General features: G+C 39.9%; 9 protein-coding genes. 1 reads left to right on the top strand and 8 read right to left on the bottom strand.

Annotation, left to right across the window (positions count from 1 at the left end):
* Nucleotides 1-423: 423 nt before the first annotated feature.
* Nucleotides 424-1,677, bottom strand: a complete 1,254-nt coding sequence (locus EAH57_RS07850) for a putative solute-binding protein (protein ID WP_121929575.1) — start codon at nucleotides 1,675-1,677, stop codon at nucleotides 424-426.
* 160 nt (nucleotides 1,678-1,837) lie between these two features.
* Nucleotides 1,838-4,357 (bottom strand): heavy metal translocating P-type ATPase, encoded by a 2,520-nt coding sequence (locus tag EAH57_RS07845; RefSeq protein ID WP_121929574.1) that lies wholly within the window; start codon nucleotides 4,355-4,357, stop codon nucleotides 1,838-1,840.
* A 111-nt stretch (nucleotides 4,358-4,468) separates the two neighbouring features.
* Between EAH57_RS07845 and EAH57_RS07840 the strand changes: the two genes are divergently transcribed.
* Nucleotides 4,469-4,855: a MerR family transcriptional regulator gene (locus EAH57_RS07840; RefSeq protein ID WP_005197715.1), complete on the top strand. Its 387-nt coding sequence runs from the start codon at nucleotides 4,469-4,471 to the stop codon at nucleotides 4,853-4,855.
* A gap of 55 nt (nucleotides 4,856-4,910) precedes the next feature.
* Here EAH57_RS07840 and EAH57_RS07835 read toward each other — a convergent pair whose 3' ends face one another.
* The 6 genes from EAH57_RS07835 to EAH57_RS07810 form a co-directional block, all read right to left on the bottom strand.
* A complete protein-coding gene (locus EAH57_RS07835) occupies nucleotides 4,911-5,111 on the bottom strand; it encodes a hypothetical protein (protein ID WP_005197717.1) in 201 nt (66 codons plus the stop codon).
* A 255-nt stretch (nucleotides 5,112-5,366) separates the two neighbouring features.
* Nucleotides 5,367-7,499: a hypothetical protein gene (locus EAH57_RS07830; RefSeq protein ID WP_121929573.1), complete on the bottom strand. Its 2,133-nt coding sequence runs from the start codon at nucleotides 7,497-7,499 to the stop codon at nucleotides 5,367-5,369.
* Entirely contained in the window at nucleotides 7,496-8,635 is a 1,140-nt protein-coding gene (locus EAH57_RS07825; protein WP_121929572.1) for a VWA domain-containing protein, read from the bottom strand. The genes EAH57_RS07830 and EAH57_RS07825 overlap by 4 nt, the downstream gene beginning before the upstream one ends.
* Before the next feature lie 299 nt (nucleotides 8,636-8,934).
* On the bottom strand, nucleotides 8,935-11,463 hold the full coding sequence (locus EAH57_RS07820; protein WP_121929571.1) for a DUF5682 family protein: 2,529 nt from the start codon (nucleotides 11,461-11,463) through the stop codon (nucleotides 8,935-8,937).
* A gap of 5 nt (nucleotides 11,464-11,468) precedes the next feature.
* Nucleotides 11,469-12,560 carry an ATP-binding protein gene (locus EAH57_RS07815; RefSeq protein WP_121929570.1) on the bottom strand — a complete coding sequence of 364 codons (1,092 nt, stop codon included), beginning with the start codon at nucleotides 12,558-12,560 and terminating at the stop codon, nucleotides 11,469-11,471.
* Between the two features lie 264 nt (nucleotides 12,561-12,824).
* The gene (locus EAH57_RS07810) at nucleotides 12,825-16,589 is read right to left on the bottom strand and encodes a DUF4132 domain-containing protein (protein WP_121929569.1); all 3,765 of its coding nucleotides are present in this window, start codon (nucleotides 16,587-16,589) and stop codon (nucleotides 12,825-12,827) included.
* Between the last annotated feature and the right edge of the window lie 8 nt (nucleotides 16,590-16,597).

The raw sequence follows: 16,597 nt of genomic DNA, 5'->3' as shown, positions 1-16,597 counted from the left end.
ATTTGACCAAAAATAAAACGAATTAAAGGGTTAACATCATCTTGAATTTATCAAGATATTTTAAGTATGAGAGAAAGAGCTATAAAAAAATTGACCGAAGAGGAAGACAAATTGATGTCAAAAATGTCAAATTAATAAACTGGCTAATCTCTTATTTTACTTGAATTTATCATAGCGATTGACGAATCTGGTTTGAACATTGGATGGCTTAGTCTTGCTATAATTTCATGCTTTAAAAGAATGGTGTAATCTCTAAACCACTTAAATAAAATGCCATAAAACTCTCCTCAGAAAGCTTTATGGCATATCCCAACATTTACATTACTGTTAATCGTATGAGCTAACTGCTCGCGAATAAAATTTTATATATAAATAATCTCTACTCTTTTCGCAGAATTTTAGGCATTTGTCTGACTATAAAAATCACTCATCCTTCAATGCACATTCATAATGCGTCGGCTGCTGCGAACAACGGACTTGTTTCAGTAACTTCATCATGTCTTTATCGTAATAACCTTCTTTGGTCATTTGAATACGTGCTTCTCGCATCAGTCGCATATAGCCAGGTTTTTCACTTTCATAAATATCCATCCAGTATTTTTCAGGAATATCTTTTTCAATTTTATCTACAAAATCAAATGCAGGCTGCAACTGTTTAGAGATGATTTCTCGTGCAATCGGTCCCATTCCCGCTGGGAATTTATTGCGATGCATGATCAAAGTACCTGTAACCTGTACAACAGGAAAACGAATAATCCCACCTGCAATTTTTCCTGATTTATCCGTCATGCCCTTATGTAATTCTAGAGGATCAAACAAAATCGCAGGGCCAGCCATGATTTCGACTTCTCTATTGTTGAACTTAGGTCCTACCGTTGCTAAATCCACTGAAATGGCTTGTGCTCCGACATTTTGAGCCAACTTCTTTTGCGTTGGATCAAATGAGAATACTGCGATTTTTCGTCCAGCGGCTTTTGCAAGTGTATTAATATTTCGATCACTCACCATGATATAAGCAGCACCAAGCGGTACAACGCCCACGACTTCATAATCATGATTAATCATTTTGTCATCAAATTTAGGATGTGCTAATAATTGAATCACTGAGGTCAGTTGCTTGTAGTTTTGTAATGCACCAATCGCATCAATACTACCTACAAACGGATTAAATTGTCTTGCTCTTAAATTACTAATCCCTGCACCATCACAACGTTTGCTGCGAAAGTCCTCCGTTAGTACCCCCTCATTAGTATAGACTTTGAGCGTCACCATGGTCGATGCATTTTGTTTTAATTTTGGATAGTCCAGATCAATCTTGAGCTGTAAATTGGAAGGTCGAGTAATATTCATATTGACCCCATATTGTTTAGCAATGCGTACAATACGAGGTAATTCACTGATATAACTGGTGGCTTGTTGAAATGCTTCACCATGTTCCCCATTCGGTGAATACACACATAAAGTCACTTGTTTGGGAATCTGCTTCCAAATCTTTGGATCATTGAGCAAAGTTTTGATTTTATTCTGCGAATGCTGAGACAAAGTGAGATCAAGTTTCTCGGCTGGCGCAGCGTATAAGCTAGATGAGATCAACAATGAAGCTGCCAATGTAGATGCAAGCGAGAATGATCGGATCCAGTTGTTGTATTGCAGTTTTTTTTGTTGTTGCACAAACATCTTTTCACTCCTGTGAATTATCATTTCACACTAAGCAAATCACACGCAAATAAAATTGACCCAATGACTTTAGCTTTGGGCAGAATAGTCATATTAGCCCATAAAACGCTGTCTAGCTCTAAAACCAGACAGCGGACTAACAACAATGAAAAGAGAAAGCTTAAGAGCGGTTTAAGCGCAATGCATTCACCACAACAGACAATGAACTCAGCGACATCGCCACTGCTGCAAACATTGGTGTAAGTAATAACCCAGTCAATGGGAAGAATATTCCTGCTGCTACAGGTACACCCAATCCATTATAAGCAAAAGAGAATGCAAGATTCTGCTTCATGTTTCTTACACCAAGTTTTGCCATATGCAGCGCTTGACCAATCCCTTGCATATCACCTTTGACTAAGGTGACTTGTGCCGTTTGTTTAGCGATATCAGTGCCTGTACCCATTGCAATCCCAACATTAGCCTGTGCAAGCGCAGGTGCATCATTAATTCCATCCCCTGCCATTGCGACGATCTTGCCTTGCGCTTGCGCCAGTTTGACGATCTCAAGTTTTTGCTTCGGATCAAGATTGCCATGAACTTGCTTGATTCCTAAAGCATCAGCGACCATTTTTGCATTTTTCTCATGATCACCTGTCGCCATAATCACTTCAACGCCATCTGCATGGAGTTGATCAATCACAGCTTTGGCATTTTGTTTAATCGCATCATGAATCGAAACATAAGCAATTAGTTCTTGTTCTGACATCAGAAAGCTAATCACATCGCCCTGCGACCGTTTTTGGTCTAGCGTTTTGCTTAAGTCTTCACTGAGTGTTAAATCAAGCTGCTCAACCAATTTCTGACTGCCAATATATAGTGTTTTGCCATTAATATTGCCTTTAACACCGAAACCTGTCACATCTTCAAAATCAGCCACATTGAGCAACTGATTTGCTTCCACCAATTTAGTCAAAGTGTGTGCAATGGGGTGACTGGAATATTGCTCAATCGAAGCAATCCATCGTTCAATTTGTGCCTGAGTATAAGTCGTCGATAATGGCTGAATTTCTTTTAAACTAGGTTTACCTTCAGTCAGTGTGCCTGTTTTATCAATAATCAGGGTGTTTACTTTGCTTAATGCTTCAATCGCTTCAGCATCTTTGAATAGCACCCCTTTTTGGGCTGCGCGACCTGTGGTTGCCATCACTGACATTGGCGTTGCCAGGCCTAAAGCACATGGACAGGCAATAATTAAAACGGCTACCGCACACATCAAAGCCAAATCAAACTGTGCTTGACCAAAAACCATCCATGCAATGAAGGTCAAAACACTGATCGTGAGTACCGCAATCACAAAATATTTCGCCACGACATCTGCAATACGTTGTAATGGTGCTTTGGAACGTTGTGCATCCGCTACAGTCTGAATCATTTTGGCTAAAGTGGTATTGGTTCCGACAGCAGTCGTTTGAATACGAATAGAACCTTGCTGATTAATCGTTCCACCAATGACTTGATCATCTTTTTGTTTTTTCACAGGCACAGGTTCACCTGTCATCATCGACTCATCGACATAGGTGTTTCCATCAACCACAACACCATCTAAAGGGATTTGCTCACCCGATGAGATTTGCAAAATATCGCCCTGTTTGACCATGGCAATATCAACATCCGCAACTTGATCGTGCTGCACCAATTTAGCTTTGGCAGGTTGTAAACGTAACAGTGCTTTTAATGAATTGGCCGTTTGGGAACGTGCTTTTAGCTCAAGAACCTGCCCCAGCAAACTCAAAGACACAATCATACAGGCTGCTTCAAAATATACAGCGACACCATGCCCTGTTTTGGCTTCAACAGGAATAACTGATGGAAAGACTGTTGCAACCACACTATAAATAAATGCCGCGAACACACCGACACCGATCAAACTCCACATATTGAGATGACCAGTTTTGTAGGAGATTAAGCAACGCTGTAAAATCGGATAACCTGCCCATAACACCACAGGTAAACTGAGCACCAACTCAATCCATGGCTGAATATGTGGTGAGATAAAAGCGTGAATATGTGAGCCCATCGCTAAGATCATTACCAATAAACTTAAAGGCAAAGTTGTCCAAAAACGCCGACTAAAATCAACCAGTTCAGGATTTGGTCCTTCATCTAAAGTCGGTTGCATCGGCTCAAGCGCCATACCGCAAATCGGACAAGTACCCGGCCCTTTTTGCACAATCTCTGGATCCATTGGACAGGTATAATCCATATCCATTGCCCCTTCGGGTACTGGGCGTTGCTCCACAGGGACTAAATAAAACGCTGGATCATGTTTAAATTTCTCTAAGCAAGATGGGTTACAGAAATAGTAAGTTTTCCCTTCATGTTCCGTTTTTAAATCAGTCGTGGTCTTGACTGACATGCCACAGACTGGATCGATCTCGGTTTGGCCATCGGCGGCTACATGGTGTTGATGGCTTTGTCCTCCACCGCAACAGGATGATTTTTTTACTTGTTCTTTAATAGGTTGTGATTCAGTTTTAGAATCACAACATGAACTTTTCTTTGGTTCATTAGGTTTAGGTACACAACAAGATGAAGCCTTGACGGATTCATTTACTTGCGCTGTTTTAGCATCGTCACTAGCATTTTTTTTAACTTGCTTGTCTTTTGAACAGCATGATGAAGTCTCATGTTGAGTCATGGTTCGACCTATCTTTTATTACTCGATAAGTGTAGGATAAAGTCTGTACCTAGGTACAGAGTCAAGCACTTTTGAGAATGATTTTTAAATGCATGATTTTAGGAGCATAGCGTGGACCTTACTATCGGTAAATTAGCAAAGGCATGTGATATCAATGTCGAAACGATTCGTTATTATCAACGGATTGGTTTAATGCGCGTGCCCGAAACCAAGCAAAGCTATCGTTATTATCATCAACAAGATTTGGAGACATTGAGTTTCATCCAAAAAGCCAAAGATGCAGGCTTACAACTCAATGAAATTAAAGAATTATTGACCTTAAATTTAGACGATCGTATCCAAGTCCGTCAGGTCATCGAGCAACGTTTAAGCAAGATTGATGAGAGAATTCAGGAGTTACAAGGCCTCAAACAACGTCTTGCAACTTGGTTAGATGACTGTAAAAGTACTGAAAATGATTGCTGTCCGATATTGGTAGAACTTAAGAAATCAAATTAAATATTTAATAGGATAAATATCTAGATACAAGCATAAGATACATATTATTTATCCATTAGAAAAAAGACCAAACAACATTTTCATCTTGTTGTTTTAATACGAAACTGGTCTGTTGATCATCTTCTACAACAATATGCTGATTTGAAATCATTTTTACTTTAAGCAACGTGTCATTTTCATACACTAAATCATGTTTGCCCTCTTTCGTTAAGACAAGAGTTTGATCTAGGACGATTAGATTTCTCGATTCCAACATAGCTTTCCCCTTCGAAATTGCTCTACAAATCTTGCGTATTACGATCAAGCCAACAGCCATTTATATTGCAAAAGTGTTTTTAAATAATTTGCGATAAACAACATAGTGCCATTCATAAAAGTGACATCTCGACCTGTTCGTTCTTGCTGTACATTTTAGATCATTTCTCGACCAACCACACAAATATTGTCTAACAGTTCACATAAATTCATATTTATGCAAAAGAATACATAAAGGTAAATTGCAAAAGCTCAATCATTCTGTATTTAACTGTATGGGAAGATTAATTTGCATCCTTAGTGTTAAATCACAGATATAAACTAGCCGTAAAATTAAATCTGTATTCAATCGTGTGATAGCGAGAATCAAGTCGATTTGTTTAGCTAATAAACTCAACCCTGCGTCCTGAGCCAGTTGGCTATGCCGCTGTAACGTTTCCATCTGTGAAGTACTCAATTGCAAACGCCCTGAACAAGCAAGACTGAGTAATACTTCTAAAATCGGTTCACATACCTTTTGGCTCAAACTGATTTGGGTAGAAGCAAATTTTGCTTGCTGTTTTTTCTTTGCCATTAATTGTTCAATACGTCCAATCAGACTTTCTTTTAAGGTCTTTTTTGGTTCAGTCAATTGATCAAAATCTAGATGAAACAGTCGAGTTTTCTCATTTTGAGTGATCAGTAAACTGATTGGTGATAAAACCAGTTGATGTCCCTGTATTCGAGCATGAGCAAAGATCGATGAAACTTGAATCATTTGGCCACAAACACGTTCAAGCTGACGAATTTTATCTAATTCCTGCGTTTTCCAGTCCAGACGTAAATGAATCACAGAACCTTGCTGATCATAGACATTCCACCATAGACATTGTTCGATTTCATCCACTTGCGGTGCATCATAACGGGAAATATTTAATAAAATCTTGTTATCAATCCCCTCTACAGTTTGCATTTGTTGTTGCCAATGCTGTTGTACGGTCTGCCAATGATTAAAACCCATCTGTTGATATAGGCCAAAATCTTCAATCTTGCTTAGGCTATTTAATGGTAATGCGCGACTTTGCCCCGATGCTGATAGCCGTCCATCTTCACCAAAACGTGGTTGTTGCAAACATACGGTTTTCTGCATCAGTTGTTGAGCAGTCAGCATCCAGATACTATGCTGTGACCACACATTATAACGATTAAAATTCGGGTCATTATTTTCTGCCCGTGCCACCGTGACTTCAAAAGTCTTAGCGTTTTCTAATTCAGAAAAATACAGCGTCAGTCCTCTTGCGCCACCTTGAGTACGCCACCAACGCGCACCTAGAGGAAGTAATTCCAAATCAGACTGTTGTTCATCGACTTGGTATTGCTGGCGGATTTTCCCTCTTAGGGAAAGTAATTGTTCGCCTTGAGCCTGTTGTAATTGATAGAGATAAGCACGCATTTGCGCTAGATACAGTAAAGTGTCTTGCTCAGAACTATGCTCATCCCGTTGCAATAAACGGCTGACTTGACCACTGAGTTGTCTCAACATGGCTGCCAATCGTGGTAAGGCTTCGCTACGTGCTGACATATTGAGTAAATGCAATTGTCGAGCTGTACTATCATTGACATGCGACAAACCAAATTCTAATAATTGATTTAAATCATCTTGTAATTCAACAATAAACTGGCGCTCACTTTCGCTTAAAATTACTGGGTTTTCGACCTCACTGAGCTGCAATGCTGCCCATGATTTACCTTGTAATCTTTGAACTTCACTCAGCGCAGCTAAATGGTAAGCAGGTTGATCTTTTTCCAGATTGGATAACATGCCTGCAAAACCTGTACCTGCTATATAGCTGATATCCTCATTGACACTCGCAATGCGAATCTTTAAACGATAGTCATCTTCAAACAATTCAGTTTGTTGTTTTTGCTCTGTTTGCTGTTCTTGTTGCCAAAGTCGAGCATATTTAATGGCTTTTTGGGCTTGTGCCCTGCCTATTTTTTTAGCGATGTGGTCAAGGTCTATTGACAGGATTTCATCTAGTGGATTGATTTTTATCTGTTCATTTATATTATTTTCAGGTTGATTTGTATGAGTAGAAATCTGATTTTCTTGAGCCTGATCATTGGATTCAACTTTGGACTGACAATGCATTTGAAACCATAATACGGCTGCCACAATATGTTTACACGCACCTGTGGCAGGACAAGAACACACCGCATTGACCAGACCTGTGGCAGATAAACAAACTTGTTGTCCGTCACTTTCAATGCTGACTTGACCAGCTTGCTCAGTACGTAACACTACCTTTTCTGCTTCAATATCCTTTAATGCACGGCGCACTAACCCTGCATTGGCATAAGTCGCAAGACTGTCTTGATCATAAGCTAAATATTGCTGTTGCCAACTCATTGCATCACCTCTGCCATCCATTCAGCAAAATGTTCAGGCGTTAAAGCTGCCACCGACATGCCTCGTTCATTGAGTTTTTGTGCCATTTGAATATCGTAGACAGGATTTGCCTGTTCATCTAACGCTGCCAAACCTAGCAATTTCACTTGTTGGCTATGCAATCTACTCACTGCATTGAGTAAATGTGCCACCGACCCGCCTTCCTCAAAATCACTGATCAAGGTAAAAATGGTGCGATGGGGTTGGGTAATTAAACGTTCACAATAATTGACTGCTTTAGCAATATCAGTGCCACCACCCAACTGTACCGTCAGCAACACTTCAACAGGGTCGGATGCCATGTGGGATAAATCGACAATATTGGTATCGAACAGCACCAAATGCACTTTGACCGCAGGCAAACTGGCTAGGATACTGGCACAAATGGCACTGTACATGACGGAGTTCATCATCGAGCCACTTTGGTCGACACAGAGCACCACTGTCCATGGTAAATGGCGTTGTACTCGTGCATTAAAGAAAGGTTGCTGAATAATCAGCTTATTCATATCCTGATTATAATGTTTTAGATTTTCCCGAATGGTTCTGCGCCAATCAAAATTTTGGCTATTGGCTATCAGAGAACGACGAAAACGGTTCCGGCGACCATGAATGGCATTGATAAAATTCGGTTTTAATCGAGCCACAATCTGCTCAACTACGGTTTTTATAATGTCACGCACAGCATCTCGTGTTTGTGCATTCATACGACCACGCATGGTCAGCAAGGCTTTTGCCAATTGTGGTGTCGGTTCTAAACTGCGTAAACTTTGTGGGTCTTTGAGCAAGGCGTCCAGTTGATAGCGTTCAACAGCTTGGGTTTGTACTCGTTCAAAAGTACTCTGCGGAAAGAGTTTACGAGCATTATTGAGCCAATTAATTGCAGTTAATTGCGAATCATCCAGTGAGCCATGACGAGACTCACCTGCAAGCTGCCCACGTCGTTCATATTCACGGTTATATAAATAGTCTAATGTTCGCTCTAGGCGCAATTGATCCGTATCAAGTTGAACCTGATTCAGCGCACGATCACTATAACGTCCTAAAATTAAACGCCAACGTGCAGAAAGGTCTTGATTTATTTTATTCTCGTCCAATTTTTAAATCCTGTACTAAAATTACTGATATGTTCTCAATCAATAAAAACTTCATCAAAACCATTAATATTTGAGTCTAAATTTCCATTTATTATCGTGAAAGGCGGCATGGATGCCGCCTCGTTGGACTGCGGTAGCAAGGACGTACCGTCAGTCCAACAAAGGGGTTTTGTTACTTTTGCCCAGTCAAAAGTAAGGCAGATGCCTATACAAAAATCATCTGCTTATTCCTAATTAATGGGGCATTGATCACCCAATTTTCAGGCAAATAAATTTTAATTTAACTCTGAAGATTGATATTATCCTATCCATTTCATCAAACTCTGTTCAACCAGAAACTGCTGTAGCTGCTGATTTAACTGCACCCCTTGCAACATTTCAGCTTGAGAAACCTCACTGCTATATTGGGAAATTTCCAAGCTCGAAACACCATTCAATTGCGCCACCTGTTCTGCAAAATTCGCTGTCTCTTTCGGTTTAAAATGCGTAAAAGCTTGGCGTAAATCAGGCAAGATCGCGACAAAGGCTGCATCATCCCATTGATCTAACAATTGATTGAGTAACTGTGCCATCATTGGATAACGCAATAATAATTCTGGTGCGCTTTGCATCATGCCAGCGAGATAAGCCACTGCATATTCAGGACTTGCTCCCATACCGAAATGTTGCTGAACCGATTGCTGCAATTCATGTTCAGATAAATTTCCATCAATAAACCGCAACGCATCTACTGCACCTGCCAACAAATCAAGCTGCTGCCAGTCGGCATGTAATCGCTGTAAAGTTTGATAAAACTGGGCTAATAAATCTGTTTCTGCACCACTGCTTTTCACACCAATAATCCGTTGAATTTGCTTCGCCAAACTCCGCAATTGCAACAGTTGATTTAAAATCTGTTGCTGCTGATCTTCAGGTGGTGTTGCCAATTGGGAAAGTAAAAACAAGGCTGTTGGAATAACGTTTCTTAATAAAGCCTTGAGTTCAGGTTGTTGCTGAAAAGCCAGAAAATCTTTACCTGTCCATAAATTCAGCAATTTTTGCCCACATTGAATCACTGAATCTAAATCGGGGTCATTGGGTAAATATTGTTCAACTTCGGCAAATAAAATGGGGATTTGTTTTTGTAATCCCATCAATGCTGCACGAATTAAAAGCTGTACGGCAAGATGTGAAGATCGTCCTTGCCCTGACTGAGAGAAAGACGCTTTCAGTTGCAATAATCTCTGTATTGCAATGCTATTTAAATCATTGCCTAATTCTGATAATTCAATCAGTTGTGCTTCAACATACGGTGTCCACGCATAATCCCATTCTTCAAATAACAAATGTAAACGTCCACCGCCTAAAAAATCAGGTCCACTGACAGGCTTGGCAAAACCGACTTGTAAAAAATCGAGTAAATGTAAAAAACGACTACGCAAACGATGTTTCGCATTCCGAAACACATCCAGTTTTGTTCGTTTGGTCGTGGTTTCGTCCAGTTTAAAACGATGAACTTTTGCCAATTCATAGACCTGCGCCAGCAAAGGCGGTGTCTGTGTCGATTGCACCACCTGCCCTAGACTTGCCCCGCTGAGAATCTGCCGCAGCAATTGCTGAAATGCCTGTTGCCCATCATCAAGACTGCCTTTGACAAAGCTGCTTTGACAGGCATCGATCAAATCAAAACGACCAATCAGGTGATGCCCCCTTAAAGCCGCCAAACCCATCGCCTGTTCAGTGGCATTCTTCACCGTAATAAAACTACTGTCTAAAATCTGTTGCTCTCGAAGTTGCTTGGAAAAATCAGACAATAACTCAACGGTTAAGGCTTGCCTTTGTTCAATTTCATTTTGCGAATCATCAATAAGCTGTTGCCAACAATGTTGATAAAATGCAGGTGATGGCATTCCCGACGCATAACCATTTAAAGCATCGAGACGATCAAAACTATATCGAATCAACCAAGATTGATCCTCTGTATCCGCGGATTTTAATTTTTTTATTTTCCTTGGTTTTTCATTGATTGTTGATTTTTCCGTTAATAACTGTGCAGCTAATTCTTCAATCAATGCCAAGGTATGAAAACCGCCTGTGACCACACAAATCTTGCCATTTTTCTGCGCATTGCACTCTAAAATACTGTGCAACATACATTGTTCACGAATCAAGGAAGCATCAGCCTCTAACACACTGTCCTCGTAATCCAATCTTGACATGGCGCACCAGACCAACACCTCATGGAAAAAGGCTTGCCAGTCCTGCATCTGCTGTTTGGGTTTTAACTCAAATAAATGATCCCAGAGTTCATCATGGTTACGGCAATGCAGTTTATGCGCCAATGCCTGTAAATATTGGCTATGCGCTAAATAACGTTCCTGTAGTAAACTCCGTGATTGCCATGTTTGTTCTGCAACATTTTGCTGTTCATGCACCACCTGACTTGTCCAAGCCAAATCAATAAATTCAACATTGGCATTAATTTTCGGTGCGTAACGTAACGCTACCCATTCAGGCGAATAATCACAGAATGGAAAATAGGCAGTGCGGGTTTGTTTTTGTTCACCTATATCCTCTTTTTTAGCATCAGCTTTTTGTTCAATAATTTCTGTTTGACACAATACAGCTAAGGGTGGCCGACTATCGATATGCTGCAAATCTGCAATCAAACGATTAAATGAGCGTGGTGCTTCAATCAAAATATGCTGAGGCTGTAATTGTTGCAATGCCTGTAAGGTGGCATAGGCACAGGCAGGACTATGATGGCGAATGGGTAAAAAATAAATCCCCATTTCTGCCAAAGCTGCTTGCTGTTGTAAGGCGTTTTGTAACCGTATTGGAATCGTCATATTGATTACTGCCAAAATGCCTTCCCTGCATCAAAAAAAGCCTTCCATGTTGCATCCTGTTTGGCACGTTCACGCGCGACATTGTCCATATAGAAACGCATCCGCTTAGCATCATCAGTATTATCTTTTAACACCACACCAATCAACTGACGAGCAATCGCCGCCCCATTTAACGATTTATCACCGAGATAATAGCCCTCCAAAGCAGCTGCATAAGCAATATTCACTGCTTCCGCTGTAGACATCACGGCATCTGGGGTTTTGATCGAAGTACCATCTTTAGTTGTGCCTTGACGTAATTCCTGAAAAACCGTGACCAATAAATCAATCACCGAATCAGACATCTGAATCTGATCAGATAAATCGCCTAGCTCTTGTTTCAACTGAGTTAGTACAAGCTCACGTTCAAAAATAGGGTCAGCAATCGGTCGCACAGTTTCAAAATTAAAACGACGTTTCAATGCTGATGACATCTCATGCACGCCACGATCACGCAAGTTTGCTGTAGCAATAATATTAAAGCCTGCTTTGGCATACACTCGCCCCTGCTGACCCAGTTCTGGAATCATCATGGTCTTTTCAGACATCAACGAAACCAGTACGTCCTGAATTTCAGGTGGACAACGGGTGATTTCTTCAAAACGGATAATCTTGCCTTGTTGCATTGCTTGGTAAATAGGTGATGCAACCAAAGACTTTTCATTTGGGCCTTCCGCTAGTAGCAAGGCATAATTCCACGAATATTTTAAATGGTCTTCGGTCGTCCCCGCTGTACCTTGTATGGTTAAACCTGAATTATCACTAATCGCAGCCGCCAATAATTCAGACAGCATGGATTTTGCTGTACCCGGTTCACCGACTAACATTAAGCCTTGTTTACCCAATAAAGTCACAATGGCACGATCAACCAAAGCATCATCACCATAGAATTTACGGCTAATTCCAAGTTTGTCATCACCTAAAATAAATTGGCGCACCGCTTTGGGTGAACGCAACCAGCCTTGTGGTTTTGGGGCATTGTCCTGCTCAGTCAAAATTGCCAATTCCTCGGCAAAACGTTGTTCAGCACTTTGTTTAATGATGTTTTGTTGGGTCATATATTTACCATTTCTTCTTAAAATCTTGATCAGATTTCCCTAAATCTACTATAAAAGTCTTTAATCCCAGTGTCAGCTATCGTGGAGGCGGCATGGATGCCGCCCGTTGGACAGGGGTTACAGGGATGTACCCTCTGTCCGACAAAGGATTTTTGTTACTTTTCATCCTTGAAAAGTAAAATAAATATTCTGCAATGAGATAAGTACACAGCAAGACTCCGTTATAAATATCTATTTATCCACTAGATTATTTAAAAAAAGTTCCTACCAAGGTGTTTTCTTCTGCCATTCAGGATCAAACCCCGAACAAGCATCTGCCACTTTTAAATAATCCGCATAGGTTTCAGCCAATAATACAGGCGGAACATCTGCCAAGCTCATACTACTCTCACGCCATGACCGCACATTCTTTTTCTCAAAACTCAAGTCGTATAACACGGCTGCAAGATTTTCCTCAGGCACATAACTGCCACTGAAACGAATCACGGCCGATAAACCAATTTGGCTAAATGGCTTAAAGTAACTATCAAATGAACCACCATCTTCAATCGACGCACGTTGATAACCGAGCTTGGTGATCACCCCACGTAAAGTAAAGGTATCCGTCAACCAACCTTTCCGATCTTCAATGATTTCAGCATGTGCTTCAAAAACAGGAAGCTGGTGTGTCATCTGCTCAAATAGGAACTTCACTTTATAATCTTTAAAATGTGCTTGCCATGCTTCTGCATCTTCAGCGCTGATCAAAACACCATGTGCAACTTTGATTTGGCTATCTTGTGCTAATTCAATTTCATCATCTTCAAGATTTAATAAACTGCCGTCATCACTAGGACGGAAACTTTGTAAAATAGTACCTTCTGAAGAAAGCTCCAACCAAACTAAACGTTGAATCAAACGTTTCATAATTGGATGTGCAAATAGGTATTCTTGCCAATCCGTACTGCTCCAAACTCGCTCACTGCACATCGCTTCATATAAACGTTGTGTTTGTAGATCAATCACTTGTTTAAATTCTTTCTTACTACTGCTGAATAATGATTTGGCTTCTTTAATTAAGCTTTCATCATCACCTTGTCTTGCAGCAGGCAAGGCTTTAATCATTTTTCCATCTTCGTTTTTAAGTACGAACTTATCTTTATCATCTACATATGCAGTTAAGACTCGAGAACCATACTCTAAACTCAGCACACCTGTATCATCTAAGCTTGCGGTTGGAATCGTTCGATCAGCCAATTCATCACTACTCCACTCATTGCGCTCTGCGATTTGTTCAACCAATTGTTTCGCTAGATTCTGAACAGATGCAGTGCGGTAACGACGTGACAAACTCAGCAATAATTGAATGATCAATGGATCATCACTGATTGAGAAACTACTCAACATGGCTTCGATTTGTGCACGACGTTGGTAATGTTGCTTCATATAATCTTGCAGCAATTTCACTGCAACACTACCTTGCGTTTTAAAGGTCAACGCCAACATGCCTTTGCTTTTTATCGCAGAGCCTAGATAAATCGCCAAACGTTCACGTTTAATTTCTTCAACCACTTCTTCCAGTGTGATGTGCTCATAATGCCCGTAATATTCAGGATATCTGTGTCCATAATCCTTCCAATAACGATGATATTGCTGTAACCGACTCGGTGCTTCTTTGGTCGCAAAATCCATTGCTTCTTCCAAACTTGAGTTACGGGTATCTTGATGAATAAAGCTTTGTAATAAATATAATGCCAATGTCTGTTGACTCTTTTCATTCAACAAACCAACATAACGTTGCAGCAAGGCATTCGGAATCGGATCTTTGAGTTTATCGGCTAAAATCACCCACCATTGAATAATTTTAGCATCGACTACGGTGCCATCCTGCCATTGCACTTGTGGTAAATAACTCAAATCAAACCATGCAAAGCTACTGAGGATTTTGCCTTTTAAACCTTTCTCAGCATCCTTAAGTAAAGCTTCAGCTGAAAGATAGACACTAATGTCCTCACCTAATTCCTCTAAAGCTGTCAAAATTGCAGCGATAACAATTTCTTTTTTCTCTTTTTTCAATAAATCATAAAGCGCTGACACTGCAGTTGGATGTTGTAAACGAGCTAGCCATTCTATTGCTGTAATACGAATTTCTTGTTTACCATTTTCTAAAGCTTCAATCGCTCTTAAGTGAATATCAGGTAATTTTCTCAATACTTCCTGAGCATCAAAACGTAAACGCTTGCTATCACCTAATGCAAATTCGAGTAAGCGAGGAATAAACTGTTTTGGAACTTGTGGGAAACGCTTTAGCACTCCAATTGCAAGTAAAGGATCTAAACCACTATAACTATTACCTCTATTTGCTATTAATCCGAATGCTTCTGAAATAAAATCTAAGTGCTCTACAAAAAAAGGAATAACATTTTTATCTTCAGTAACATAGCTACTCAATGTTTCATAGTAATTCGTTTCTAAATAATTTACTGCAATAATACGGTCTGGTCTTGTAAAACCTGCGTTACGCATTAGTAATTCTAGTTGGCGTAACTCTAAATTCTCATAATTTTTAGGTAATAAGCTCTTGAATAATTCATCCCAGTTAATCCAACCACGTTCATTATAAGCTAATCTCAAAGCATGCTCTAAGCTATATTCAACTAAGTTCTTTAGCTTATTTTGGTAGGTAATTATGTTGTAGTTATAACCATGCATTCGTGTTTTTTTCTCACCATTAATCGCAGCAAATAATTGCTGACTGACTTGCTCAATTTTCAGTTTTTGTAAATCTTTATAATTGCTTTGTGCCCACGTACTTTTATAACTTGCGGTTTGATTATCTTCAATTTCCTGTTCAGCTCGTTGCTTGGCTTTTTCCAATAACGCCTGATAATTTTCGATAATGACAGGAATAAAGCTTTCAGGAATCTGCTGCGTTTCAATCTCGGTTATCTCGGATAGCGCATAATCCATGTCAACCACTTGTTCCAATGTCTCAAGACGTTGTAAAGCAGATAGAATATTGACCTGTACTGATTTTAACTTTTCACTTTCTGCTGCTTGTTGCAGGATTTCTCGATTTTGCTCACCTAAACGTGCTAACAAATCCGCTGCAAAGCTACGCTGTTTACTCTCGCCATTAACGAGGAAATACTGTAAATGTTGCTGGCTTTCAGCCTCATCGAGATGGGAAAGTAACACAGTGGCTTGTTCACGAACATTCTTACTCGAACTTAATGCAAGAATAATAATCAGCTCGGTTTGTAGTTGCAGTAACTCCTGATGTTGAGCAATAAATTCGAGGAAAATCCCCTGAGCCGTGGCAGATAATTTTGGCAGAACGGCTCTAATCAGTTGTAGGTGCTCTGTGAAAAAAACAACGCTATCTGAAAATTTAAAAAGTACATTAAGTTGATCATGGTGATAACTATTTACATCACCACGTTCAAATAAAGTCGCGATAAAATCCTCAGTATTATTTTCAGATTCAGATAAATAGAGTTGTTTTAATTCAGCAATTGTCCAAGTCTGACGGTGTGATTTTTTCTGTCGATCATCAAAATGTTGATGATTAAAACTCGTCACCAATCCATCTACCAAAATATAGCTAAACCATACAGGTGTATTCTTTGAAAGCTGTGGATAATTTCGTTGTTGAGTAGCTGCTTCTAAAAACTTACCATAACGAATCGTTTGTTCACGACTTAACTTTGAAAAAATATTGATATATAGCTTATAGCGCGCATTCTGTGATGCTTTACATAGTTTTTCTTGGGCTTTGGTCAATTCAGACGACGGCCAAAACCACCCATAAGTTCCCGGACTACCCAGTAAAGCACACACCTTATCCGTCGCTTGCTGTTGTAAGGTCAGTAATACCTCAGGATTTTGCCCATTGACGATATAATTTAAGACCTGATTAGCCAATGAAGCATTTACTTCCACTAATGGTTCTACAATGGTGCTAAGTAATGCTAAAGTTTCGGAGTCTATTGTATTTTGACCTTGTAGATTGATGAACTGATTTACTCTATTCTTAATACTTTCAAACATTGAATTGC

The organism is Acinetobacter sp. 2JN-4 (assembly GCF_003687745.1).
In the GTDB taxonomy this organism is placed as follows: domain Bacteria; phylum Pseudomonadota; class Gammaproteobacteria; order Pseudomonadales; family Moraxellaceae; genus Acinetobacter; species Acinetobacter halotolerans.
This window is presented reverse-complemented; position numbering and strand designations above follow the sequence as displayed.